This window comes from Novosphingobium sp., assembly GCF_020852455.1.
Taxonomy (GTDB): Bacteria; Pseudomonadota; Alphaproteobacteria; order Sphingomonadales; family Sphingomonadaceae; genus Novosphingobium.
Genome location: NZ_JADZAT010000024.1, coordinates 50,756 through 75,159, shown reverse-complemented (window position 1 = coordinate 75,159; position 24,404 = coordinate 50,756). Strand labels below are relative to the sequence as shown.

Genomic DNA, 24,404 nt, shown 5'->3' with positions numbered 1-24,404 from the left:
GCTCAGGCCTGGGTGCGGTTGTAATCGGCGATCAGCTTTTCCAGCACCACTGCGCGCTGGCGCGCATCGTCGAGATTGCTGGAAGGGTGGGTGCGAATCCGTTCAAGCAGTGCCTTGAGTTCGCTTTCCCAAGCCTGGATCGAAGCATCGGTCATGACATCCTCCATGTGCGTCCAGTTGATGCTACGCCGGTGCGGTGCCTTCAACACGTGCCAAATGCGCAATGGCCGTTGCGCCATCGGCGAGATCGCTTGACGATTCGCTGCCTCGCGGTTAAGGGCCGCGCTTCTTGCGGGTCCGATTCAAATTCAGGCCCGGTTTTGCACGAGATTCTTAAGGACGAACATGGCCAATACGCCGCAAGCCAAGAAGCGCATCCGCCGCAATGAAAAGCGCGCCGAAATCAACGGCAACCGCATGAGCCGCATCCGCACCTTCGTGAAGAAGGTCGAAGCCGCGCTGGACGGTGGTGACAAGGCTGCCGCTGCCGATGCGCTCAAGGCTGCTCAGCCTGAACTCGCTCGCGGGGTTGCGCGCGGTGTGCTCCACAAGAACACCGCCGCTCGCAAGATGTCGCGGCTGACCAAGCGGGTTGCCGCTCTCTGATTCGCGCGACGCTTGCCGATTCGCTCGCTGGGTGAGCGAATGGGCGGGACGAAAACGGAACGAAATCTCGATTGGGCCGGCGCCTTGGCAGCCGGCCCTTTTCGTTGTCCGATGCAACTGAAATGGTGCGCCGCACTAAGGCTATGGATTCCCGCGATTCGCCTTTTTGGGGTGACCTAAATTACTGAAAAAACGCTTATTTACACTCGAGTAAGGAATTCCGCGGGTCCCACAGAGTCAAGGGCATTTATTTCAGTTTTTTTACCATGTGGTGCTTGCCCTTGCCCGTGAAGCGTCCATAACTCGGCGCAGGCCCAAGAGGCAGTTCGCCTCGTCGGGTTTCACAACACAGAACGTAGTTTAGAGGCCGGGGATTCGGGCATCCGGCTGGGTTGTGCGCGATATTGCGCATGGGTGCTGATTTTTGGATTCGGGGGCGAATCGGGTGACGGATATGGGTTTGGGCGGATCGCAGGGGAAGCCTTCTGCCAATGGGGCAAAGTCGGAAGAGGATCGTATGCGCGAAGAACAGGAAGCGCTCGATCTTGCTGCCGACTGGTCTGACATCAGCCAGGGGCTGCGCAAGGACCTTGGCCAGCAGTTGCACCAGCAGTGGATCAAGCCGATCCAGGTTGGCACGCTGTGCAAAGACAGCGGCACGCTGGACCTGTTCCTGCCGACCGAATTTTCGGCCAACTGGGTTTCGGACCGCTTTGCCGACCGGCTTTCGCTGGCCTGGAAGATCGCGCGCCCCGATATCCGCAATGTCCGCATTTCGGTCCTGCCAGGCCGCCGCGCACCGCAGGGGCTGCGTTTCGGGGCGGGTGAAGGAACGCGCCGGGCTGCCAACGATGGCGCGCCGCTGGCCTTGCCCGGCGATGCGCTGGGCATGGCCGCAGCGGAACTGGGCGCGCTGGGTCCCAACGGGCTCGGCATGGCCTCGATCGGGCTCGACCCTTCGCTGACCTTCACCACTTTCGTGACCGGCGCGGCCAACGTGCTGGCCAGTAATGCCGCGCAGCGCATGTCAGCCACCGAGACCCCTCAGTTTGCGCCGCTTTATCTCAAGGCGGCAACCGGGCAGGGCAAGACCCACCTGCTGCATGCGATCGGTCACGCCTACCTTTCGGCGCACCCGCGGGCGCGGATATTCTACTGCTCGGCCGAGCGCTTCATGGTCGAATTCGTCCAGGCGCTGCGGCAGAACCAGACGATCGAATTCAAGGCGCGGCTGCGCGGGTTCGACCTGCTGCTGGTCGATGACATCCAGTTCATCATCGGCAAGGCATCGGCCCAGGAAGAGCTGCTCTACACGATCGACGCGCTGCTGGCCGAAGGCAAGCGGCTGGTCTTCGCCGCTGACCGTGCGCCGCAGGCGCTCGACGGGGTGGAGCAGCGCCTGCTCAGCCGCCTGTCGATGGGGCTGGTCGCTGATATCCAGCCCGCCGATATCGAGCTGCGCCGCTCGATCCTCGAGCACCGCCTGCAGCGCTTCAGCCCGACCCATGTCCCCGCCGACGTGGTCGAATTCCTGGCCCGCACGATCAACCGCAACGTGCGCGAGCTGGTTGGCGGGCTCAACAAGCTGATCGCCTATGCCCAGCTGACCGGCCAGGCGGTTTCACTGCAGCTGGCCGAGGAACAGCTGACCGATATCCTTTCGGCCAACCGCCGGCGGATCACCATCGACGAGATTCAGCGCACCGTCTGCCAGTTCTACCGAGTCGACCGGACCGAAATGGCCAGCAAGCGCCGAGCCCGTGCCGTGGTCCGTCCGCGCCAGGTGGCGATGTATCTTGCCAAGGTGCTGACCCCGCGCAGCTACCCCGAGATCGGCCGCAAGTTCGGCGGGCGCGATCACTCCACCGTGATCCACGCGGTGCGCCTGATCGAAGACCTGCGCGCCCGCGATGCCGATATGGACGGCGACGTCAGGAGCCTGCTGCGCCAGCTGGAAAGCTGAAGGCCAGTCCCCAATTTCCGAACCGTCAGTGCACAGCCTTGTGAACAGGGCTGTGCACTGCCGCGTCAGGCCGACAGACCGCCATCGACCACCAGTTCGCTGCCGGTGGTAAAGGCCGCGCGGTCGCTGGCCAGGAACACCACCGCATCGGCCACGTTCTGCGGCTCGCCCAGGTGGCCCAGCGGGTGCATGGCCGAAACATTGGCCAGAACCTCGTTGTCGCCCACACCCTGCGCCACGGCGAAATCGTCGATCAGCGCGCGGCCCATGTCGGTGTCGATCACCCCGGGATGGACCGAATTGACCCGGATCCGCGCCGCCGCGAGTTCCTTGGCGCAGCCCTTGGTGAACAGCCGCACCGCGCCCTTGGTGGAGTTGTAGCAGGTTGCTCCCGCCGCGCCCTCGATCCCGGCGACCGACGAAAGATTGACCACCGCAGTCCCGCCGCGCCACTTGTGCGCGCGCTCGGCCAGCAGGGGCACCGCCGCGCGGGTGCCCAGGAACACCCCTTCGACATTCACCGCGTGCAGTCGCCGCCAATCGTCGAGCGTGGTTTCGGTGATCGGCTTGAACAGCCACAGCCCGGCATTGTTGACCAGGATGTCGAGCCCGCCCGCCTCGGCGCGCAACCAGTCCATCGTCGCAGCCCAATCGGCCTCGCTGGTCACATCCTGTGCCCGGGCCAGTCCGCCGATCTCGGCGGCAAGATCCTCCGGCGCGGTGAGGTCGGTCACCGCCACTTTGGCCCCGGCTGCGGCAAGAGCCCGCGCTGCCGCTGCGCCCAGACCGCGCGAGGCGCCGGTTACCAGTGCTATCCGCCCGTCAAGATCGCCCATCTGCCAGTCCTTTCAAACCCCGAGTCGCGGGGGTTTAGTTGATGAAACTCATCCCTGCAGCGCCGCTTGGGGCCATAGGATCGCCGTGCACCCGCCCAAACCGCCCGAACGCGGTTCAGAGGGAACCGATGCGAACCTAGCAGCCGCGCGGCCTGTAGGAAAATCGCGCGCGCATTACCCCGCCACCTCGGCGCTCAGCCGGTCACGCAGTTCGCGCCGCAGGAACTTGCCGCTGGCATTGCGCGGCAGCGGTTCGGACAGGAACCAGACATAGCGCGGCACCTTGTGCTTGCTCATGTGATCAAGGCAGTGCTTCTTGAGGTCGGTCTCGTCGAGCTCGTGCCCGGCGTTGAGATGCACGGCCACGCCGATTTCCTCACCCAGCCGCGCGTCCTTCACGCCGAACACGCTGCATTCCAGCACCGCCGGATGGCGATAGATGCAGGCTTCGACTTCGGTGCAGCTGATGTTCTCGCCGCCGCGGATCACCAGATCCTTCTTGCGATCGACGATGTAGACGAACCCGTCTTCGTCGATCCGGGCAATATCGCCGGTGTGGAGCCAGCCGTCGGTGATCGTTTCGGCGGTGGCATCGGGGCGGTTGAGATAGCCCTTGATCACCGGCGCGCCCTTGACCCACAGTTCACCCACTTCGCCGGTCGGCAGGGCCTGGCCGGCATCGTCAACCACCTTGGCATCGAAGCTGGGCATATAGGGGCCGGCGCTGTCGGGCCGGTCGATGAAATAGGGCCCGGCAACCGAAGTGATGATCCCGCAGGTCTCGGTCATGCCATAGCCGGTGGTCGGCGCTGCAGCCGGGATCTTGCGCGCGATCTCGCCCACCTGATCGGGTGGAACCTGCGCCCCGCCGCCCGACAGGCCGGTCAGGCTGGAGGTATCGGTTTTACCGAAATCGGGATGGTTGATGATCTCGCGCGCCATCACCGGCACCCCGCTGACCCCGGTGATCCGGTACTGTTCGATCAGCTTGAGCGCGGCGCCCGCATCCCATTTGTACATCAGCACGATCGCTCCGCCCGCCGCGCTTGACAGATAGGCGCCGCAATTGTTGGCGGTGACGTGAAAAAGCGGGGTGGTCAGCAGCGAAACCGGCGTCGGCGGATCGGCCGGCGGTGCCACGCCGGTGGCGCGCTCGGTCGCCAGGGCCTGCGACACGGTCGAATAGAGCATGTTCATCAGGTTGGCCACGCAGCCGCGATGGGTCAGCTGCGCGCCCTTGGGAAAGCCGGTGGTGCCGCTGGTGTAGAAGATGCAGGCATCGGCATCGGGATCGACGCTGACCTGCGGCATCGCGCCGCCGGCGGCAATGATATCGCTCCACGCGGTGACATCGGCGGGATAGTCAGGCAGGCGCACGCCCACCAGCTTCATCGCGCGCGCCGGCAGCTCGCGATAGCGGGCCAGACGTTCGGCATCGGCGATCAGCACCTTGGGCTGCGAATCGCTCAGCGCGTAGTCCATTTCCTCGCCGGTCCACCAGGCGTTCATCCCCACCGCGGCCACCCCGATCGACAGGCAGGCCCAATAGGCCAGCAGCCATTCGGGATAGTTGCGCATGGCAATCGCCACGCGGTCACCGCTTTTCACGCCCTGCGCGTCAAGCCAGGCGGCAAAGGCATTCACCGCCGCGTGCGCCTGGGCATAGGACAGCACTTCGCCTTCATAGATCAGATAGGGCTTGTCGCCCCAGGCCACGGTCGAAAGCCAGAATTCGCGAACCGAAGGCGGCGCGGCCTTGAAGCATTTGATCCGGTGCCCCAGCACCTCCTGCTCGACAATCTCAAACTGCCCGCCCGGTCCGGTCAGTTCTTCGCGCGCGCGGCGCAATTCGGCATAGTGCATCGCTCATCCCATGTTTTGTTAATTGACCGGTTAAGTGCCGCATCGGCGGGGAGTCGGCAAGGGGTGAATGGGTTCACGCAGAGGCGCAGAGAAGAAAGGGGAGGCGCGGAGGTGCCGTGCCTGGGGGGAAGCCGTTTTCATATGCTGGGCCGCGTTGGCTTGATCCGCCGGCATTATTGGCGGCAGCATTGCGGGCCAATGAGCCAAAAGCTGCCGGACCGGACGCAGCAACATTGCGGACGTTGTGCCGCCAAGTGCCGCTGCCCACATTTTGCCCTTATTCAGATTCCCGTTCTGGCGGTGACTGGCGCTTATTCAGGCCAGATGCTGTTGTACGCTGGTTTAAAGGCGGGGTCGGCTCGTTCGGCGAGGATTCTCATAACCTCCTGAACTCTGCCAATGTAGTCCTCGTCCTTGTTGTAATCTGAGATGGTCGACCTCACTCGCGACCACCGTTCTTCGCCCGAGTATTTCTCCCACGACGCAAGTAGAATATCCAAGCCCCTGTCCACGCTCTCGCGATCAGTTAGCGCATCAACTGCAGCCACTTGCATGATGCCAGTCGTTCTCCTCTCTTTCCACCACGCCAAACGTTCAAAGGTCCGAATTGCGGGTGGCCGACAGTAGTCCTCATAAACCAGCACAGCGTAGGCTACGAGCTTAAGTAGATCGTCTGTGACCTTCGCGTCGATAACTCCACCAAACAGACGGTGGGCTGTGGTGTAATGGACATTGACAAAGGCGTTCCTCCTGCGCGCTCCGGGGCCGCCCGAAAGGGGAATCTTGTTCGCGACGGCGTACAGGAAGGCCAGCAATGCAAGCCACAACTCGTTCCCTGCTGTTTCCAAGTCGGGGATGAGTGAGCGATTAGGAACAATAAGGTATTTATAAGCTAGTGACGCCATCGCAATGCCAAATAAGGCATGGCCAATATACCTTGGCCAGCTGATGAGTCGGTGCCGATTGAATAGAAATATAACGCCAGCGCGTATCATGTAGTAATACGGCACTACCATCATTATCCCTAAGCGAAGATCAGGTCGGTCAAGGGCTACTGCAAACGATGAAACAAGAATGATAAAAACTGCTGGAGAAAGTGCACGAATGAAAAAATTTAGTGCAACGCTCTCATTCGGTTCCTCGAACAAAGACGTGCTGACGTAGCCGAAGTCTACTGCATGCTTTCCAATCCAGTTGACTAGGAAAAACAATATGACGGCCAGAGCCAGATGCATTGCTAATAGAGGCCAAAAGACGTCACTCATCAGCACCCCCTCGATGGGAATCTTCGCGCAGATCACCCGACTGCTGAGTAGCGAGCACAGGGCGTGTTTAACTCATACAGAACGAGACTTCGATTTCCAATTGGGACAAGCAATCCTCGTCTCATGAATTCGGTGAGCGGCAACTGTGGCCACCATGATCCCTGATGCAGGTCTATCCGCTTCCCCCAACCTTACCGCCGTTCAGCACTATCCTGCGCTTCCCTAAAGGCCGACACCAATTCGGCACCGGCGCACGGGCTGGCACTTGCGAACCGCCCGTTGCGCAACAATATCGTCTGGATGTCGACCCCTTCGGAAAATCAGGATGCCGGCCTGCCTGGTTCCAGGGTTGAGCTGATCGACGCGCAGCTTCGCGTGGGTGCGTTTTCGCCGCACCGCCATGATACCTATACGATCGCGGTGACCACCGACGGGGTGCAGTCGTTCAATTACCGCGGCAATCACTGGCGCTCGCTGCCCGGCCAGGTGATGATCCTGCATCCCGACGAGCTGCACGATGGCTATTGCTGCGACCAGAGCGGTTTTTCCTATCGCGCGGCCTATCTGCCGCCGGCCCATGTCCAGACCGTGATCGGCGGGGCCGCGCTGCCGTTTCTGAGTGAGGGGGTGTCAAGCGACCCCGATCTGGCCCAATCGGCGCTGCGCCTGATTGCGGTCTGCGCCGACGGGAACGATCTGTTCGGCTATCAGGACGCGCTGCACCAGCTCGTCTCGGCGATGCAGCGGCGCGCAGGCCGCCCGCCGGCCCGGCGGTCGGTCAACCGCGAGGCGGTGATGCGGGTGCGCGAATTTCTGGACAGCGTTCCGGAACCGGGCACGAACCTCGATCAGCTCGAGGAAATCGCCGGCTATGACCGCTGGCAGCTTTCGCGTGACTTCCGCGCGCTGTTGGGGACCAGTCCCTATCGCTATCTGCAGTGCCGCAGGCTTGAGCGAGCCGGACAGCTGCTGCATGGCGGGCTTGGTCTGGCCGCCGCTGCCCACGAGGCCGGATTTGCGGATCAGAGCCACTTTGGCCGGGTCTTCAAGCGCACCTTCGGAACCACGCCGCTGGCCTGGCACAAGCCCGGGCGGCCGCGCACAATCATTCTATAGCCCGGACCAGCGCACGGCTAACCAGCCGGAATGAATGAAACGATCTTCTCGTCCGAACCGCATCGGGGCTGGCTGCCCTGGGCCTTGTTTTCACCAGTGGTCTGCATCTTGCTGGTCGCATTTTCCAGCGTTCCGGTCGATCTGGGCCTCGAACGGTTCGGCCTGGTCAGTGCGGACGGACAGCCCCAGTCCCCGTTCGATTTCTGTGTGTTCCTGGTGCTGCCATTTGCGGCGATGGGCGCCGCGGTCTGGGCCTGGACGCGGTTCGTCGAACGCCGGGGATTGGCGACCATGGGTTTGGCCGGCGCAGGGCGGCTGTCCAAGTACCTGACCGGAATGGCGATCGGCATTGGCATGGTGGCCCTGGCGGTCTTTTCGATCTGGCTTGCCGGGGGTTATGTCAGCGGGGATATCCTTCCTGCCTTTTCCTCTCCTGCTGCGCTGTTCTGGATGGCGCTCCTGCTGACCGGGTTTGCCTTTCAATCGGGCGTGGAAGAGTTCATTTTTCGCGGCTGGCTGCTTTCGGCCGCGACGCGCCGCTGGAACCTGACGGCGGGGTTCATTGCCAGTTCGGTCGCCTTCACATTTCTCCACTTCTCACCGCACCAGCCCCTTCCCGAAATCATCATGTCGTTCACCTTCGGACTGTTCACCTGTGCCTGGGCCTGGCGTGCTGACAGCATCTGGGGGGTGATGGGCTGGCATGCCGGCTGGAACTGGTTCACCGGCATCGGCTTTGCCGTGCCGATCACCGGGCTGGATCTGAAACTGCCGGCCTTGCTGGTGCACCTGACGCCGGTTGGTTCGGACGCGCTGACCGGCGGACCGGCTGGACCGGAAAGCAGTGTGCTGACGATCGGCCTGCTGGCTGCGGGCACGCTGTGCCTGTTGCTGTGGCCCCGGGGCGCCTTTGACCCCGTGGAGCGGACCCCAGCGCAGGGCCGCGAAACGGCCGTCTGAAGCCTCCATCGGAAAGCCTGTCGCCGTAACCCCGGCCCTTGGCGCGGCGCCAGCCTTGGCATAAGGCTGGCGCCCATGGACCTGCCGCCCGACCGCCTCGATCGCTTTGCCCGCCATATCGTGCTGCCCGAACTGGGCGGGGCGGGGCAGGTGGCGCTGGCGGGGGCGCATGTCGCGCTGGTCGGCTGCGGGGGGATCGGTTCGCCCGCGCTGCAATACCTCGCGGCGGCCGGGGTCGGCACCTTGACCCTGATCGACCGCGACAGGGTCGAAGCATCGAACCTGCAACGCCAGACCATCTTTGCCGAAGCCGATCTGGGCCGCCCCAAGGCCGAGGCGGCGGCGGACTGGGTGGGGCGGTTCGATGGCGCCCTCAAGGTCCGCGCCCACGTTGGGACGGTGGGGGGGGGGAACGCCGCGCAGCTCCTTGAGGGCGCTGACCTTGTGCTTGACGGGTGTGACAATTTCGCGACCCGGCTGGCCGTGTCGGATACCTGCGTGCGGCTCGGCATCCCGTTAACCAGCGCTGCGATCGGGCGGTTCCAGGGGCAGGTCGCCTCGTTTGCCGGGCACCTGCCGGGCGAGAGCTGCTATCGCTGCTTCGTGGGCGATGCCTTCGATGCCGAGGACTGCGATACCTGCGCCGCCGATGGCGTGCTGGGGGCGATGGTCGGCATGGTCGGCGCCTTTGCGGCGATGCAGGCGATCCGGGTGCTGGTGATGGGCAGGGCCACGCTGGGCGATCCGCAATGGGGCAAGCTGCACCTGCTCGAAGGCCTGGCACCCAGCCTGCGGACCATGCGGATCGCGAAGGATCCGGAATGCCGGGGCTGCTCAGGCGCCTAGAATTTCCTCAACCCACGCGGTCACAACCTCGCTGGCCGGGCCAAGCCGGCTTTCGTGGAACATGTGGCTGCCCTGGCTGGCCTCGAGGTTGAGCTCCAGCGTTTGCGCACCCAGTTCGACCGCGTTCTGGACGAAGCCGGCTGCCGGATAGACCGCGCCCGAAGTGCCGATCGAAACGAACAGGTCAACTTCGCGCAGCGCGGCATAGATCTCGCCCATGCGGTAGGGCATCTCGCCGAACCAGACCACGTCCGGGCGCAGCGCGTGGGCGCCGCAGCTGGGGCAGGGCGGGTTGCCGGCCAGCGGCCCGCGCCAGGGGTGGCGGATATCGCACAGCGTGCACCAGGCCTTGAGGTGTTCGCCGTGCATGTGCAGCAGTCGCCGCGAACCGGCGCGTTCGTGCAGGTCATCGACGTTCTGGGTCACCACCAGCAGTCCGCCCTTCCATTCCGCATCAAGCCGGGCGAGCGCGAAGTGTGCGGGGTTGGGCAGCTTCTCCTGGATCGCCGCGCGGCGCATGTCGTAGAAGCGCTGGACCAGGTGCGGATCGCGCGCAAAGGCTTCAGGCGTGGCGACGTCCTCGACCCGGTGGTTTTCCCACAGCCCGCCCGCGCTGCGGAAGGTATCGATCCCCGATTCCGCGCTGATCCCCGCGCCGGTCAGGATCACGATGTTGCGAATCCCGGTCATTCCCACTCCCCGATCGTCACCCCGAACTTGTTTCAGGGTCCATTTCTCCGCATAGACCACCATCTGTGGGGCACGATGGCTGCTGAAACAAGTTCAGCATGACGTGCCGGGGTTGGAGATCGGCGTGGCACGGATCGGCATCATCGGCAGCGCGGGGCGCATGGGGGCGGCGCTGGCGGCGGCGATCGCGGCAGCGGGCGAAGATCTGGCCGGCGGGGTGGACAAGGGCGATGACCTGACCGCGCTGGCGGCCCGCAGTGACGTGCTGGTCGATTTCTCGGCTCCCGCCGCGCTCGAGGGCAATCTTGATGCGGCGATCGCGGCCGGCGTGCCGGTGGTGGTGGGCACCACGGGGCTTGAGGAACGCCACCACTGGCTGTGCGATGCCGCCGCCGCGACGATCCCCGTGCTGCAGACCGGCAACACTTCGCTGGGGGTCACGCTGCTGGCCCACCTGGTGCGCGAAGCGTCGAGCCGGCTGGGCGAGGGCTGGGACATCGAGATTGTCGAGAGCCACCACCGGATGAAGGTCGATGCCCCATCGGGCACCGCGCTGCTGCTGGGCGAGGCGGCCGCCAGCGGGCGCGGGATTGCGCTGGCCGGACATAGCGATCGCGGCCGCGACGGGATTACCGGGGCGCGAAAGCGCGGCGACATCGGCTTTGCCAGCCTGCGCGGCGGCACCGTGGCGGGGGATCATGCGGTGCTGTTCCTGGGCGAGGCTGAGCGGATCACGCTTTCGCATCTCGCCGAAGACCGCTCGATCTTCGCGAAGGGGGCAGTCAGGGCGGCGCAATGGCTGGTGGGCAAGGAGCCCGGGCGCTATGCGATGGGTGAGGTGCTGGGGCTTTGAAGAGCGCCCAGATCTTCGAATTCTTCCGCCGCCTGGCCGAGGACAATCCCGCGCCTGAAACCGAACTGGAATTCGGCAACACCTACCAGCTGCTGGTCGCCGTGGTGCTTTCCGCCCAGGCGACCGATGTGGGGGTGAACAAGGCGACCCGGGCGCTGTTTCGCGAGGTGAAGACCCCCGCGCAGATGCTGGCGCTGGGCGAGGAGGGGCTGAAACAGCACATCAAGACCATCGGGCTGTTCAATGGCAAGGCCAGGAACGTCATCGCGCTGTCCGAAATCCTGGTCCGCGACCATGGCGGCGAGGTTCCGGCGGACCGCGATGCGCTGGTCGAGCTGCCCGGCGTTGGCCGCAAGACCGCCAATGTGGTGATGAACTGCGCGTTCGGGGCCGAAACCTTCGCGGTCGATACCCATATCTTCCGGGTCGGCAACCGCACCGGGCTGGCCAAGGGCAAGACCCCGCTGGCGGTCGAGAAGCAGCTCGAAAAGAAGGTGCCGCAGCCGTTTCGGGTCGGCGCGCACCACTGGCTGATCCTGCATGGCCGTTACATCTGCAAGGCGCGCACGCCTGAATGCTGGCGCTGCCCGGTGGCCGATCTGTGCGGTTTCAAGCCGAAGAGCGCAGCGCCCAGGGGCAGAAGCAGACCAGCCTAATCAGGACAGGCTCTAGCCGCGATCATCCTCGAAGTTCGAAGGATCGAGTTCCAGCCCGGCGCGGCCGTGGGCGACAGTATGGGCCGGGGCGTGCGGGTGCTCGACGAATTCGGGCTCTTCCACTTCAAGCATGCCTTCCCACTTGGTGATGACCGAAGTGGCCACGGCATTCCCGACCACATTGGTGGCAGTGCGGCCCATGTCGAGGAACTGGTCGATCGCCAGGATAATCGCCACGCCTTCGACCGGCAGGCCGAACATGGCGAGCGTGCCGGTGATGACCACCAGGCTGGCACGCGGCACGGCGGCGATCCCCTTGGAAGAGATCATCAGCGTCAGCAGGATCATGATCTGCGTGCCGATCGACAGGTCGATGCCATAGGCCTGGGCGATGAAGATCGTCGCGAAGCTCATGTACATCATCGAACCGTCGAGGTTGAAGCTGTAGCCCAGCGGCAGGATGAAGCCCGAAATCCGGCGCGGCACGCCAAACCGGTCAAGCTGTTCGAACATCTTGGGCAACGCGGCTTCGCTGCTGGCGGTTGAAAAGGCGATCATCAATGGCTGGCGGATATAGCGGATCAGGGTCCAGATCCGCTGGCGCAGGAACAGCGCCCCGACACTGAGCAGGATTACCCAGAGCAGCACCAGCGACAGGTAGAATTCGATCAGAAGTTCGACATAGGTGCCCAGAATTGCCAGTCCGCTGACCGCCACCACCTTGGCGATCGCGGCGAACACCGCAATCGGCGCATAGCGCATGACATAGCCGGTCACCTGCAGCATCATTTCGGCAAGCGCATCGGCCCCGCGGACCAGCGCCGCACCCCGTTCACCGATCGCCGAAAGCGCTACGCCGGCGAACAGCGAGAAGACCAGAATTTGCAGGATATTGTTGGTCGCCAGCGCCTCGATCGCGTTCTTTGGAAAGATCGAGAGGATGAATTCGGTGGCCTTCAGTTCCTTGACCTCGCCCACGGCCTTGGCGGCGCTGGCGGCATCGGGGATCGGGGCGCCGACCCCGGGCTGGAACAGATTGACCATCACCAGCCCCAGCCCGATCGAAATCATGCTGGCGATGATGAACCAGGCAATCGCGCGGAACCCGATCCGCCCCAATGCGCTCGAATCCCCCATATGGGCAATTCCAACCACGATCGTTGAAAGCACCAGCGGGGCAACCAGCATCTTGATCAGATTGAGGAAGATATCGCTCAGCAGCTTGAGCCACGGAGCTACCTGGTCCTTGACCACTGCGGGATCGACCATGGTGTAGAACACCTGGCCCACCGCCACGCCCAGCACCATGCCGATCAGGATGTATAGTGTCAGGCGCCGGTCCATTTGTGCTCCCCCAAGGTATTGGCTTGTTGCCCGCCAGCCTAACAGGGTGAGGTTAGTGGGGCAACGTCGGCGATGGATTGGTTCACGCAGAGGCGCAGAGGAAGAAGGGGAGGCGCTGAGGGGTAGCGCTTGCGGCAAAGCCGCTCGGCAAAACGCAACACTGGGAATGGCGCAGAGGCCCAATTGCAGAGCCGCTTCGCGGATAGCGCAACCTCTCTGCGCCTCTGCGTGAACTATTCCGCCAGTGCGGCCCGCGCCACTCTTTCGTAAATCCGCGCCAAGGCATCCAGATCGGCAATCGCCACCGCCTCGTCGCGCTTGTGCATCGTGGCGTTGCACAGGCCGAATTCGATCACCGGGCACAGGTCCTTGAGGAACCGCGCGTCGCTGGTGCCGCCGGTGGTGCTGGCTTCGGGACGGATCCCCATTTCGGCTTCAACTGCATCGGCGATCAGCTGGCTGAAGGCACCCGGCGGGGTCAGGAAAGCCTCGCCATAGACCACCGGGCGCGCGGTGCCTCCGTGCTTTTCGGCAATCGCCGTCACCCGCTCGCCCAGCGCCTTGCCGGTGTGCCTGTCGTTGAAGCGGATCGACAGGCGGGCATGGGCGCGCGCCGGGATCACGTTGGTGGCCGGATTGCCCACCGAAACATCGGTAATTTCCAGGTTTGATGGCTGGAACCAGTCGGTCCCCTCATCAAGCGGCATGGCCTTCAATTCGGCCAGCATGTGCACCAGCCGGGTGATCGGGTTGTCGGCCAGGTGCGGATAGGCGACGTGGCCTTCCTTGCCTTCGACTTCCAGCCAGATGTTGGTCGAACCGCGCCGGCCCACTTTCATCATGTCGCCCAGCCGGTTCACGCTGGTTGGTTCGCCCACCAGGATCAGGTCGGGGATCGCATCGACGCTGCGCATGTGTTCGATCAGCGATTTGGTGCCGAACTGGGCCGGGCCTTCCTCGTCCCCGGTGATGATCAGGCTGATCGTGCCCAGCTCTTGCGGCAGCTCGGCCACGGCGGCAACCATCGCCGCGATCGCGCCCTTCATGTCCACCGCGCCGCGGCCATACAGCAGCTCGCCGCGCACCTCCGGCGCAAACGGCGCAGAGGCCCAGCCTTCGCCCGGGGGAACCACATCGACATGGCCGGCAAAGCCGAAATGGCGGCTGCCCGCTGGCCCCTTGCGGATCGCGAACAGGTTCTCGACCGGCCCGTCGGGCGCTTCACCGGCATGGAAGCGGTGCACATCGAAACCCAGCGGCTGCAATTGCCCTTCCAGGCAATCGAACACCAGCCCGGCGGCAGGCGTTACGCTGGGGCAGGCGATCAGGGCTTCGGCCAATTGAAGCACGGTGGGCGGCAGGACTTTGCTGGTCATCTGCGCGGTGGTTAGCAGACGTACGCGAACGCGCAACCTGACCCAGACCCGTCACCCTGAACTTGTTTCAGGGTCCATTTCGTCCAATGCTTAGGTTGCGCATGGTAAAGCCTAGGCACGGGCGCCCTATCCTCTCGCGCTCCATCCCAGGGGCACGATGGACCCTGAAACAAGTTCAGGGTGACGGGGAGTGTGTGGCCGGGTACTATCGCCGCCATGCCCAAATTGGACCTTGAAGCCATTCCGCAAACCAACGCGACCGGATACCCGCCGCAATACGCCGATGTGGTGCAGGGGCGGTGGTATCGCCGGCTCGCCCCGGCCAGCGGGATCAGCGATTTCGGCGCCAGCCACGTGGAGCTTGCACCCGGCGCCTGGTCCAGCCAGCGCCACTGGCACGAGGGCGAGGACGAGCTGGTGGTGATGCTGGCGGGCGAGGCGGTGCTGGTCGATGACAGCGGCGAAACCGTGCTGCGCGCCGGCGATGTCGCGGCCTTTCCCAAGAACGATGGCAACGGCCATGTGCTGCAAAACCGTTCCGACGCGCCATGCACCTTTGTCGCGATCGGCCGCCCGGCGGCCACTGCCTGCCACTACCCCGATATCGACATGCACCTGTTCGCCGGGGCGGACCGGCAAAAGCGCAAGGACGGCAGTGACTTTTGATCGGATCCTCCTCCTCCTTGATGGGGGAGGAATACGGAGGCTTGGGAGCGAAGCGGATTAGCCGCAGTTGGGTGGGGGTGAAGGTGCGTGCGATGTCACCCCCATCAAGGGGGAAGGCCGGGAAGCAAGTTACTTGCCCTTCGCCCCGTCAGTCTCGAACTGTTCGATCACCCAGTCCTCAGCCTCGGCGGCGTGGACCCAGGCCTGTAGCCATTCGTGTTCCCACATCGCTTCCATATAGGCCAGGGCAAAGCCCGGAACGCCAATGCCATAGGAGATGAACCGGCTGACAACGGGGGCATAGAAGATGTCGGCCGCGCTGAAGGTGCCGAACAGGTACGGGCCGCCCCGGCCAAAGCGGGCGCGGGCTTCGGCCCACAGCGTCAGGATGCGGACAATGTCGGCCTTGGCTGCCTCGTCGATCTTCGCGCCTTCCACGCGGGTGCGGACATTCATCGGGCACTGCGTGCGCAGCGCCTGGAACGAGCTGTGCATTTCCGCAACCATCGATCGGGCCATCGCCCGGGCAGCGTCTTCCTTGGGCCAGAACCGGTCGCGCCCGACCTTGTCGGCCAGGTATTCGAGCAGCGCCAGGCTATCCCAGACCACGGCATCGCCGTCCCACAGCACCGGGACCTTGCCCGATGATGGCGCGATCTCGTCGTGCTGCTTCTTGCGGGCGTCCCAGTCATCGCCATAGAGCGGGACCTGGATCTCCTCGAACATCAGTCCCGATTGCTTGGCCGCCAGCCAGCCGCGCAGCGACCAGCTGGAATAGTTCTTGTTGCCCAGGATCAGCTTCATGGGGTGAGCGCTAATGGTTCAGCTTGATGCTGTCGAGTCTGAACGGGCGCGGGCCGATTGATACAATTGCGACAATTGGGGTCGGCGCGCGGCGGATTTTCGATACAACTGGCGACTAGGATCAATGCAATAGTTGCGGCACGGACCCTCTCCGGAGCCGCTGCGAAAGGGTCATGGTCGGGACATGTCGGCAACCGGAAACTTGCTCTCGATGACTGTGCAGGGTCTCAATGCGGCGCTGGTTCCGATTGTCTTCCTGTACTTGTTGTGGAAGCGGGAGTGGACCTGGACAGGGCTTTTTGTCGCGCTGTGCAGTGCCGGGGCTGGTTGGGCGCAGCTCAATACCCTGGCCGATGCGGTTGGTTCAGCGGACATCGATCAGCGCGCGCTGGCTTTCGGCGCGGCGATGCGCGCAGCACTGTTTTTGGGAGCCGCGGTCGGCGCGTTGCGCAGACCTTCGACAGCCTCGACCTTCTTGATTGTCGGAGCCTGCCTGTTCCTGGGCTACACCGGCGCGAACGCAATCTACCGCGACTTGTTCGGACTCGATCCCGCCGGCTCCTACGCCATAGGCGGCAGAATGGTGCCGGACTGGCTGGGACTTCCGGTAATGGTGCTGTTCGGACTGGGCGCATGCCTGGTCGGCCTGCCATGGTGTCTGGCCCGGCAATCGAACTTGCGCGCGAGCCTGGTGAGCGCTGCGCATGAGCGCTACGCGATCGTCTTCGGACTGGGGATTGCCGCTTTCGTGATTGTCAGTTGTGGCATGCTGGCCTGGGCCTATGTCGGTCACGGTCCCTTTTCAGGCGAGCGCCTGCAGCCCGCGCTGGCAATGGAAACCAACGGCCTGGGTGCGGCCAACCTGGCGGTCTGGGTAATCATGGGCGCGGGAATGTTCGTGTTCTGGGCGTTCCCCCGGCACTTCATCGAGCAGGCCGCCAAACTGATCGAAGCAAGCGAACGCCCCGATGTCGACAAGCTGGCAGATATTACCCCGCCAATGTGGCGCTCGCTGGCAGAGAGCCTTGACTTGCGCCGGGATGAGGCTCGCCGCAGCAATCGCGCGGCCGAGGAAGCCCGCGCCCAGCTTGCCGCCTTTTTCGACCATGCTCCCGTGGCCATGACGCTGGGTGATACCAAGGGCCGGATCATCCGCGCCAATGCTGCGGTGGCTCAGGCCTATGGACGTTCCGTTGAGACCTTGCCCGCAATGCCGGTGAGCGAGATCGCCGGTTATTGGCCTGAGATCGGCGATCTTCTCGCCGCACATCAGGCAGCACTGACCACCGGTAAGGCCCAGCGCCTGGCCGCGCCGTTCAAGCCCGCGGGGGACCGAGAGCCGCTGGTTTATGACGTCGCGGTCTTTCCGATCTTTGGGTCCGATGGAACCGTGATCCAGATCGGATCGTTGGGGGTCGATGTAACCGAGCAGGAACGCAGCCGGCAGGAACTGGCCCGCTCGCGCGGGACGATCCAGGCGTTCTTCGAGAATATCCCGGCGATGACATTCATCATCGGGCCTGACCGGAATTACGTCTCGGCCAACTCCTATGCGATCGACAACTATGGCTTCGAATTCCTCAGCCCCAAAAGCCTGCTCGGCAAATCGGACCTGACCGGCACGCCCGATCATTGGCACCCGATAATCGCCGAAGCGCACCGGACCGTGATGGAAGATGGCAAGCCGCACGAGGTCGAGACCAGCATCGATATGCCGGGCGGCACTCTGTCGCTTTACGTCAGCCGCTTCCCGATCCGGAATGCGGAAGGCGAGGTCACCCACGTTGGCGGGCTGATTTTCGATCGCACTGCGGAACGGCGCGCCTCGGACCAGGTCGCAGCAACGCGCGAGGCCTTGCACCAGTCGGAAAAACTGGCCGCGCTGGGGCAACTGCTGGCAGGCGTCGCGCATGAGCTCAACAATCCGCTGACCGTGGTCGTCGGGCGCTCGGCGATCCTTGAGGAAAAGCTGAAAGCGACGCCGCACGGCAAGGCGATCGCCGATCTGCGCGAAGCGGCGGATCGCTGCAACCGGATCGTGCGGACGTTTCTCGCCATGGCCCGTCAGTCAGCCCCGCGCCGGGCGGCGGTGCAAGTGGGCGATGCGATCGAGGCGGCGCTTGACATGACCGCCTATGGTTTGCGCTCCTCGGGAATCGAACTGGTCCGCAAGTTCGACGAGAATCTGCCCGAGGTCGATGGCGATGAAGACCAGCTGGTCCAGGTCTTTACCAACCTGTTGATCAATGCCCGCCACGCGCTGGAAGAGCATCGCCCCGAAGGCGGCAAAGTGACGATTGCCACGCGGGTCAAAGGTGACAAGCTGCTGGTCGAGATTGCCGACAATGGGCCCGGCGTTTCCGCCGAACTGGTCAGCCGGATCTTCGAACCGTTCTTCACCACCAAGGCGGTGGGCGATGGCACCGGAATGGGCCTCGCGATGTCGCGCGGGATGATCGAGGAGCATGGCGGGAGGCTGCTTTACAGCGATGCCAAAGGCGGCGGGGCGGTGTTTACGGTCGAGCTGCCAATCACCGCCGCGCTCGCCAACGCCAAGCCCGAAGGCGATAGCGAGCAACCTCACGAAATGGGCCGCGGGCGCGTGCTGGTGATCGACGATGAACCCAGCATCCGCGGCCTGCTGGTCGAGATTCTCGAGGGGATCGAACTCGATTGCAGCGAATGCGGCGACGGCGCGGCGGCGCTTGAGCTGCTGGGCCGGCAGGACTTCGACCTGGTGTTCTGCGACGTGCGGATGCCGGTGATGGACGGGATCCGCTTTCGTCAGCACCTGGCCGATACGCACCCGGCACTGCTCGACCGGCTGGTGTTCATCTCGGGCGACGTGCTCCAGAGTGGTAGCGCCCGCCGGGCTGAAATTGCCGGCCATGCCTTTGTCGAAAAACCCTTCAATCCCGCCGAAGTCCGCGCACTGGCGCTGAGCCTACTTGACGGCCAAGGAGACACACCATGACTGCCAATGCCCGCATCATCATTTGCGATGACGACGACCTGGTCCGCGCAATGCTGGTCGATTTCCTGGCGGACGAGGGCTATGAGGTGAGCGGCGCGGCCAACGGCGCCGAACTGCGCGCGGTGCTGCCCAGGTTGCGCCCGGATCTGGTGATCTGCGATCTCAAGATGCCCGGCGAAGACGGCCTTTCGCTGACCCGCTGGATGCACGGCGAAGGGCACTGCGCGGTGCTGATGCTGACCGCGATGGGCACCACCACAGACCGCGTGGTCGGGCTGGAAATGGGCGCCGACGATTACCTGACCAAACCGTTCGAACTGCCCGAACTGCGCGCCCGGGTGAAAGCGATCCTGCGCCGCTCGATGACTGCCCCGGAAGGCCCGGCGGCCAAGGCTCCGGCGCGGGTCCAGATCGGCCGCTGTGTGCTCGATACCGAGATGAAAGCGCTGTTCGACCAGGCCGGTGAGCGGGTCGCGCTGACCGCGATGGAATACGATCTGCTGCGCACCTTCATCACCCACCCGCGCCGCCCGCTCAACCGCGACCAGCTGCTCGAACTGGCGCACCACAAGAAGTGGGACCCCTATGACCGCTCGGTCGACAACCGGATCGCCAGACTGCGCAAGAAGGTAGAGCGCGATCCGGCCAAGCCCGCGACGATCAAGACCGTTCACGGCGAAGGCTATATGTTCGTGCCCGAATGAGCGGTTACAACTGTTACCCAAAGGCGTCCCGCGCGACATAATTCCCGTACAGGCGCGGGCCAGAGCGGCTCCATCGGCGCCAGCCGGCGCCATTCGAATTATGGAGTTTGCGATCATGGATCGCATGGCCCAGGCCATTGCCGCTGCACTGCGCGTGCTCAATCCGGCCCGCGCGGAACCCTTGGCGCCTGGTGAGAGAGACCGGACCGGCAGCTGCGACAATTGCGACAGGCGCGCTGACAACTGCGACAAGATTCCGCCGCGCGCGACATAACTTGCCGACAACCAGTCCCCAAAGGCTCTCCATCGGCAGTGCTGCCGGACCTATCAAATGGAGAGCAGACCATGACCCCCAAGACCTCCGCCCGCCGCCTGCTGAGCGGTGCCGCTTCGATTTCCGCGCTGGCCCTCAGCCTGGCGCTGCCGGGAACCGCCCATGCCCAGGATAGCTGGACCGGTGGCACGTCGAGCGACTGGAGCACCGGCAGCAACTGGCAGGACGGCACCGCACCGACGGCTGGCGACGATGCGGTGATCGATACGATCACGCCCAATCCGGCCCGGGTCGATGGCACCAGCGCCGCAGCGCCCTTTCTGTCGATCGGCCGGACGAACACCGGCACGCTGGATATCATCAACGGCGGGAAGATGGACAATACCGTGGTCCTGATCGGCCAGAATGCCGGAAGCTCGGGCGCGGCACTGGTCGATGGGCCGACTTCGTTCTGGCAGTCATCGATTTTCGAGGTTGGTGTTCACGGTGAAGGTTCGCTGCTGGTCCGCAACGGCGGTACTCTGGACAGTAATGCCGCGGCTATCGGCTTTGAAGCGGACGGCACCGGGCTGGTGATCATTGATGGCAGCGGGTCGAGCTGGAGCAACGCTGGCACGATCAACATTGGCCACGCGGGAAGCGGCACATTGATCGTGCGCAATGGCGGTGTGGTCAATGCCGGGAACGATAGCTACATCGGCCGCGAGCCGGGATCGACCGGTGCGCTACGCGTCGATGGGGCGGGTTCACAGTTCAACCTGGGTGTCAACGATCTCTTCCTCAACAATGGCACGATCGACATCACGAATGGCGGCGCAGTCGATACCCGCGATCTCTACGCAAGCGGCGGGGTCAATGTCAGCGGAGCAGGCTCGCTATTTGACGGGCGGTTCCTCCATATCGGCTTCGATGCATTTGGCACTCTGACCGTTGCTGGTGGCGGCAAGGTGCAGGCCAATTCAGCCGTGTTCGGTGCCTCGACCGGAGTTTCGGGCATAGGCAGCGTCGATGGCCCCGGTTCGGTTCTCGACACCTCATTTGGAATCTTTGTCGGCAATTCCGGCAGCGGCATCCTGACGATCAGCAATGGCGGTACGGTCAACACCATGAACGGCCATATCGGTTTCGATCCGGACGCAGGTGGGATTGTCACGGTCAGAGGGGTCGGCTCAAGCTTCAATGCCAGCGACTTCCTCTATGTCGGCCAAGGCGGCGTCGGCTTGCTCGATGTTCGCGAGGGCGCCCTGGTCACCAGCGGGATCGGGGCAATCGGTCTCAGCGCCGGTTCGAGCGGCCTGGCTTCGGTCAGGGATAGTGGTTCGGCCTGGAACCTCACCGATGCGCTCTATGTCGGGCATTCGGGTACCGGCACGCTGGCCTTGCGCGATGGCGGCACGGTCAGCAGTACCAATGGCTTCGTCGGCTTCAACCTTGGCGGTGATGGCCGGGCCGAGATCGATGGCACTGGATCGAAGTGGACCATGAGTGGCGACCTGCACATCGGCACCGGCGGCACGGGCGTGATGACCGTGACCAATGGCGGCGTCGTCACCAATGCGGTCGGTTATGTCGGCCACGGTACCGGATCGACCGGCGAGGTCAGGGTAGACGGGGCCGGAGCGAACTGGACCAATTCGGGCGCGCTGATTGTCGGCAACTTTGGCGATGGCACGGTCAACTTGCGTAATGGCGGCACGCTCAATTCGCTTTCGGGCACGATCGGATCGCAGGCCGGCTCGACCGGGATGGTCGATGTACGCGGCATCGGATCGCTGTGGGCCACCGGGCACCTTGCGGTTGGTTATGAAGGCCAGGGGCAGCTGGTACTTATGGATGGAGGCGAAGTGTGGGCGCAGAACGCTGACCTTGGTTACAATCCCGGTGGTCTGGGCAGCGCGGTCATTTCGGGCGCCAATTCCAGGCTGTCGCTGAGCGGTATCCTGCTGGTTGCCGATTCGGGAATGGGCGGCCTGGTGGTCAGCAATGGCGGCACGGTGACCAGCTCGATGGGTCTGATTGCACGCAGCAACGGATCGACCGGCACGGTGACCGTCGCGGATGCCGGGTCGAGCTGGCAGATTGCCAACGATCTCCATGTCGGGATTGATGGGCTGGCCTACCTGAGCATCTACACCGGCGGCAATATCAACAACTTCAACGGGGTTGTCGGATCGAATGCCGGTGGTGCCGGGATCGTCACCGTCAGCGGGGGCGGGGCCAGCTGGGTCAATGTCGGCGACCTGACGATCGGGCAGGACGGGTTCGGCAACATGGCGGTCCGTTCGGGCGGCTATGTCGGCAGTCAGGATGCCTATGTCGGGCGCAACGCCGGTTCGGACGGTTCGGTCGAAGTCGAGGGCGCCGGGTCGCTGTGGAATGGCAGCAATGCCTTGACGATCGGCCATGCGGGCACCGGCTCGCTCGCGATCCGCACCGGCAGCGAAGTGCACAGCGCGATCGGTATCGTCGGAAGCCTGGGCGGCAGCCATGGCGAAGTCGAGGTGCTGGGCACCGGATCGCAGTGGATCAACAGCGGATCGCTGCTGGTCGGCAATTTCGGCGCGGGCACCCTGACCATCGCCCAGGGCGGCAACGTCACGACCCCGGTCGCGGTGGTGGGCACCGGTGCGGGCGGCAATGGCCAGATCGCGATCGACGGCACCGGATCGTACCTGCAGGTATCGGGCAACATGACCGTGGGCTCCTTCGGCAACGGAACGGTGACCGTGCGGAGCGGCGGCACCCTGAACGTCGGCGGGACCCTGCGGTTGGCCAGCCAGCCGGGGACGACCGGCGCGCTGATCATCGGGGCCGATTTCAATCAGGCCGCGGTAGCAGCGGGCCATGTCAACGCCGGGGCGATCCAGTTCGGTGCGGGCGATGGCGGGATCGTGTTCAACCACACCGGCAGCAACTATGTCTTCGCCGGGAATATCAGCGGGCAAGGCAACATCAGCTTCATCAATGGCACCACGGTGCTGACCGGCAATTCGAGCGGCTTTCACGGGCAGGCTTCGGTCCAGGGCGGTACTGTGGTGGTCCAGGGTTCGTTCGGAGACCTGCTGTCGGTCAATACCGCCGGCCGGCTGATGGGCACGGGCACGATCGGCGGGGTTTCGGTTCACGGCACGATTGCGCCGGGCAATTCGATCGGCACGCTCAATGTCGGCACCATCGCCTTCAACAGCACTTCGACCTATGAAGTCGAGATCACCCCGGCGGGTGCGGCCGACCTGATCGCCGCGACCGGCAATGTCACGATCAATGGCGGCACGGTCAGGGTGATGAACCCGGTCGGCAGCTATGCGCTGGGCACCCGCTATACGATCATCACCTCTGGCGGCAACGTCTCGGGCACGTTCAGCGGGCTCAGCCTGCTCAATCCGCTGCCCACGCCGTTCCTGACCTTTGCGCTGAACTATGCGCCCAAGGCGGTCTATCTCGATGTGCTGCGCAGCGCGGTCACCTTCGCCTCGGTGGGCCAGACGCAGAGCCAGAAGGCGGCGGGCGCCGGGCTCGACAGCCTGCCGCAAAGCGGTCCGCTGATCGGCGCGCTGGTCCAGCTGACCGGGCCGCAGGCCGCGCAGGCCTTCGATGCGCTTTCGGGCGAGATCCACGCCTCGGCCAAGACCGCACTGATCGAGGACAGCCGGTTCGTGCGCTCGGCCATGGGCGGGCGGATGCGCGACAGCGATGGGCAGGGCTCGATGCTCTGGGCCCTGGGCCTGACCTCAAGCGGCCAAACCGACAGTGACGGCAACGCCGCGCGGCTCGATCGCTCACTCGATGGCGGCCTGATCGGCTTCGATGGCGAAGTGGCCGATGGCTGGCGCGCCGGTGTGCTGGGTGGCTGGTCGCGCAGCGAGTTTTCGGTGCCTGCCCGCGCTTCGGAAGGGCACGCCAGTTCGGTCCATCTCGGCGCCTACGCCCATGGCCGGTTGGGCCAGCTCAACCTGCGGCTGGGCGCGGCGCAGAGCTGGCACAAGCTGCACACCGCCCGTGTAGCTGCCTTCCCCGGCTTTGCCGAAAGCCTGACCGCCAGCTACAGCGCCCGCACGCTGCAGGGCTTTGCCGAACTGGGCTATACCATCAAGGCCGGCTCGCTCGATCTGGAGCCCTATGCCCAGATCGCCGCGGTGAGCCATCACACCAACGCGATTGCCGAAAGCGGCGGCACGGCAGCACTGGGCGGCAGCGAGCGCACCGAAACCCGCACTTTCAGCACGCTGGGTCTGCGGGCCGCGGTTGGCCTGGGCCAGGACGGCAAGCTCACCCTGGGCGCGGGCTGGCGGCACGGCTTTGGTGCGGACGAACCGCTGGCCACGCTGCACTTCGCTGGCGGTGCGCCCTTCACGATTGCCGGAGTGCCCGTGGCCGGGGACATTGCCGATCTGGAAGCCGGCGTGGACTTCAGCCTGAGCCGCAACCTGCGGGTGGGGCTGTCCTATGGCGGCCAGTTCGGTTCGGGCAGCAGCGACCATTCGGGCCGCGTCGCGCTCAGCCTGAAGTTCTGAGCGGCTGGCGCACCTGATAGCCTGCTTGAGCGACCCGGCAGGTTATCCGCACGGCTGGCAGGACTGCTCTCCAGCCAGCTGCAACGGGGGGAGG

General features: G+C 64.3%; 20 protein-coding genes. 12 read left to right on the top strand and 8 right to left on the bottom strand.

What is annotated here, in order from left to right; translation table 11 throughout:
- Positions 1-2: 2 nt before the first annotated feature.
- Positions 3-155 (bottom strand): hypothetical protein, encoded by a 153-nt coding sequence (locus IT549_RS10765; RefSeq protein WP_292972993.1) that lies wholly within the window; start codon positions 153-155, stop codon positions 3-5.
- Positions 156-345: 190 nt separating this feature from the next.
- Between IT549_RS10765 and rpsT the strand changes: the two genes are divergently transcribed.
- Both rpsT and dnaA read left to right on the top strand, forming a co-directional pair.
- The gene (gene rpsT, locus IT549_RS10760) at positions 346-606 is read left to right on the top strand and encodes a 30S ribosomal protein S20 (protein WP_292972991.1); all 261 of its coding nucleotides are present in this window, start codon (positions 346-348) and stop codon (positions 604-606) included.
- 517 nt (positions 607-1,123) lie between these two features.
- Entirely contained in the window at positions 1,124-2,569 is a 1,446-nt protein-coding gene (gene dnaA / locus IT549_RS10755) for a chromosomal replication initiator protein DnaA (protein WP_292972989.1), read from the top strand.
- Between the two features lie 65 nt (positions 2,570-2,634).
- Here dnaA and IT549_RS10750 read toward each other — a convergent pair whose 3' ends face one another.
- From IT549_RS10750 to IT549_RS10740, 3 genes are all read right to left on the bottom strand, one after another.
- Positions 2,635-3,405, bottom strand: coding sequence for a glucose 1-dehydrogenase (locus IT549_RS10750; protein ID WP_292972987.1), 771 nt, complete (start codon positions 3,403-3,405; stop codon positions 2,635-2,637).
- A gap of 174 nt (positions 3,406-3,579) precedes the next feature.
- On the bottom strand, positions 3,580-5,268 hold the full coding sequence (locus IT549_RS10745) for a class I adenylate-forming enzyme family protein (RefSeq protein ID WP_292972985.1): 1,689 nt from the start codon (positions 5,266-5,268) through the stop codon (positions 3,580-3,582).
- Between the two features lie 311 nt (positions 5,269-5,579).
- Positions 5,580-6,533, bottom strand: coding sequence for a hypothetical protein (locus IT549_RS10740; protein ID WP_292972983.1), 954 nt, complete (start codon positions 6,531-6,533; stop codon positions 5,580-5,582).
- A gap of 300 nt (positions 6,534-6,833) precedes the next feature.
- Between IT549_RS10740 and IT549_RS10735 the strand changes: the two genes are divergently transcribed.
- The 3 genes from IT549_RS10735 (at position 6,834) to IT549_RS10725 (ending at position 9,455) form a co-directional block, all read left to right on the top strand.
- On the top strand, positions 6,834-7,649 hold the full coding sequence (locus IT549_RS10735) for an AraC family transcriptional regulator (protein WP_292972981.1): 816 nt from the start codon (positions 6,834-6,836) through the stop codon (positions 7,647-7,649).
- A 30-nt stretch (positions 7,650-7,679) separates the two neighbouring features.
- Positions 7,680-8,609, top strand: a complete 930-nt coding sequence (locus IT549_RS10730; protein WP_292972979.1) for a CPBP family intramembrane glutamic endopeptidase — start codon at positions 7,680-7,682, stop codon at positions 8,607-8,609.
- 75 nt (positions 8,610-8,684) lie between these two features.
- Complete coding sequence (locus IT549_RS10725) at positions 8,685-9,455, top strand: HesA/MoeB/ThiF family protein (protein ID WP_292972977.1); 771 nt, start codon at positions 8,685-8,687, stop codon at positions 9,453-9,455.
- Here IT549_RS10725 and IT549_RS10720 read toward each other — a convergent pair.
- Positions 9,444-10,145, bottom strand: a complete 702-nt coding sequence (locus tag IT549_RS10720) for an NAD-dependent deacylase (RefSeq protein WP_292972975.1) — start codon at positions 10,143-10,145, stop codon at positions 9,444-9,446. The two genes, IT549_RS10725 and IT549_RS10720, sit on opposite strands and share 12 nt — an antisense overlap.
- Positions 10,146-10,269: 124 nt before the next feature.
- Between IT549_RS10720 and dapB the strand changes: the two genes are divergently transcribed.
- Both dapB and nth read left to right on the top strand, forming a co-directional pair.
- Positions 10,270-10,998, top strand: a complete 729-nt coding sequence (gene dapB / locus IT549_RS10715; RefSeq protein WP_292972973.1) for a 4-hydroxy-tetrahydrodipicolinate reductase — start codon at positions 10,270-10,272, stop codon at positions 10,996-10,998.
- Positions 10,995-11,654 carry an endonuclease III gene (gene nth, locus IT549_RS10710; RefSeq protein WP_292972971.1) on the top strand — a complete coding sequence of 220 codons (660 nt, stop codon included), beginning with the start codon at positions 10,995-10,997 and terminating at the stop codon, positions 11,652-11,654. Before dapB ends, nth begins: the two co-directional genes overlap by 4 nt.
- 12 nt (positions 11,655-11,666) lie before the next feature.
- Here the strand turns inward: nth and IT549_RS10705 are convergent, their stop codons facing one another.
- Complete coding sequence (locus IT549_RS10705) at positions 11,667-12,998, bottom strand: dicarboxylate/amino acid:cation symporter (RefSeq protein ID WP_292972969.1); 1,332 nt, start codon at positions 12,996-12,998, stop codon at positions 11,667-11,669.
- 233 nt (positions 12,999-13,231) lie between these two features.
- Entirely contained in the window at positions 13,232-14,374 is a 1,143-nt protein-coding gene (gene dapE, locus IT549_RS10700; RefSeq protein WP_292972967.1) for a succinyl-diaminopimelate desuccinylase, read from the bottom strand.
- A 216-nt stretch (positions 14,375-14,590) separates the two neighbouring features.
- On the opposite strand from dapE, the gene IT549_RS10695 reads away from it, so the two are divergent.
- Positions 14,591-15,040: a cupin domain-containing protein gene (locus tag IT549_RS10695; protein WP_292972965.1), complete on the top strand. Its 450-nt coding sequence runs from the start codon at positions 14,591-14,593 to the stop codon at positions 15,038-15,040.
- Between the two features lie 129 nt (positions 15,041-15,169).
- Here the strand turns inward: IT549_RS10695 and IT549_RS10690 are convergent, their stop codons facing one another.
- Positions 15,170-15,844, bottom strand: a complete 675-nt coding sequence (locus IT549_RS10690) for a glutathione S-transferase family protein (protein ID WP_292972963.1) — start codon at positions 15,842-15,844, stop codon at positions 15,170-15,172.
- A 211-nt stretch (positions 15,845-16,055) separates the two neighbouring features.
- On the opposite strand from IT549_RS10690, the gene IT549_RS10685 reads away from it, so the two are divergent.
- The 4 genes from IT549_RS10685 to IT549_RS10670 all read left to right on the top strand — a co-directional run bounded on the left by IT549_RS10685 (position 16,056) and on the right by IT549_RS10670 (position 24,310).
- On the top strand, positions 16,056-18,818 hold the full coding sequence (locus IT549_RS10685) for an ATP-binding protein (protein WP_292972961.1): 2,763 nt from the start codon (positions 16,056-16,058) through the stop codon (positions 18,816-18,818).
- Positions 18,815-19,522, top strand: a complete 708-nt coding sequence (locus IT549_RS10680; protein ID WP_292972959.1) for a response regulator — start codon at positions 18,815-18,817, stop codon at positions 19,520-19,522. Before IT549_RS10685 ends, IT549_RS10680 begins: the two co-directional genes overlap by 4 nt.
- A 115-nt stretch (positions 19,523-19,637) precedes the next feature.
- Entirely contained in the window at positions 19,638-19,796 is a 159-nt protein-coding gene (locus tag IT549_RS10675; protein WP_292972957.1) for a hypothetical protein, read from the top strand.
- 71 nt (positions 19,797-19,867) lie between these two features.
- A complete protein-coding gene (locus tag IT549_RS10670) occupies positions 19,868-24,310 on the top strand; it encodes an autotransporter domain-containing protein (RefSeq protein WP_292972955.1) in 4,443 nt (1,480 codons plus the stop codon).
- Positions 24,311-24,404: the final 94 nt, after the last annotated feature.

Bases quoted from the DNA above. Each gene is read 5' to 3' on its own strand.
- IT549_RS10675 (WP_292972957.1), top strand. From the start codon at position 19,638: ATGGATCGCATGGCCCAGGCCATTGCCGCTGCACTGCGCGTGCTCAAT.
- IT549_RS10690 (WP_292972963.1), bottom strand. From the start codon at position 15,844: ATGAAGCTGATCCTGGGCAACAAGAACTATTCCAGCTGGTCGCTGCGC.
- IT549_RS10750 (WP_292972987.1), bottom strand. From the start codon at position 3,405: ATGGGCGATCTTGACGGGCGGATAGCACTGGTAACCGGCGCCTCGCGC.
- dnaA (WP_292972989.1), top strand. From the start codon at position 1,124: ATGCGCGAAGAACAGGAAGCGCTCGATCTTGCTGCCGACTGGTCTGAC.
- rpsT (WP_292972991.1), top strand. From the start codon at position 346: ATGGCCAATACGCCGCAAGCCAAGAAGCGCATCCGCCGCAATGAAAAG.
- IT549_RS10720 (WP_292972975.1), bottom strand. From the start codon at position 10,145: ATGACCGGGATTCGCAACATCGTGATCCTGACCGGCGCGGGGATCAGC.
- IT549_RS10670 (WP_292972955.1), top strand. From the start codon at position 19,868: ATGACCCCCAAGACCTCCGCCCGCCGCCTGCTGAGCGGTGCCGCTTCG.
- IT549_RS10705 (WP_292972969.1), bottom strand. From the start codon at position 12,998: ATGGACCGGCGCCTGACACTATACATCCTGATCGGCATGGTGCTGGGC.
- IT549_RS10765 (WP_292972993.1), bottom strand. From the start codon at position 155: ATGACCGATGCTTCGATCCAGGCTTGGGAAAGCGAACTCAAGGCACTG.
- IT549_RS10685 (WP_292972961.1), top strand. From the start codon at position 16,056: ATGACTGTGCAGGGTCTCAATGCGGCGCTGGTTCCGATTGTCTTCCTG.
- IT549_RS10745 (WP_292972985.1), bottom strand. From the start codon at position 5,268: ATGCACTATGCCGAATTGCGCCGCGCGCGCGAAGAACTGACCGGACCG.
- IT549_RS10740 (WP_292972983.1), bottom strand. From the start codon at position 6,533: ATGAGTGACGTCTTTTGGCCTCTATTAGCAATGCATCTGGCTCTGGCC.
- IT549_RS10730 (WP_292972979.1), top strand. From the start codon at position 7,680: ATGAATGAAACGATCTTCTCGTCCGAACCGCATCGGGGCTGGCTGCCC.
- dapE (WP_292972967.1), bottom strand. From the start codon at position 14,374: ATGACCAGCAAAGTCCTGCCGCCCACCGTGCTTCAATTGGCCGAAGCC.
- IT549_RS10725 (WP_292972977.1), top strand. From the start codon at position 8,685: ATGGACCTGCCGCCCGACCGCCTCGATCGCTTTGCCCGCCATATCGTG.
- IT549_RS10695 (WP_292972965.1), top strand. From the start codon at position 14,591: ATGCCCAAATTGGACCTTGAAGCCATTCCGCAAACCAACGCGACCGGA.
- IT549_RS10680 (WP_292972959.1), top strand. From the start codon at position 18,815: ATGACTGCCAATGCCCGCATCATCATTTGCGATGACGACGACCTGGTC.
- IT549_RS10735 (WP_292972981.1), top strand. From the start codon at position 6,834: ATGTCGACCCCTTCGGAAAATCAGGATGCCGGCCTGCCTGGTTCCAGG.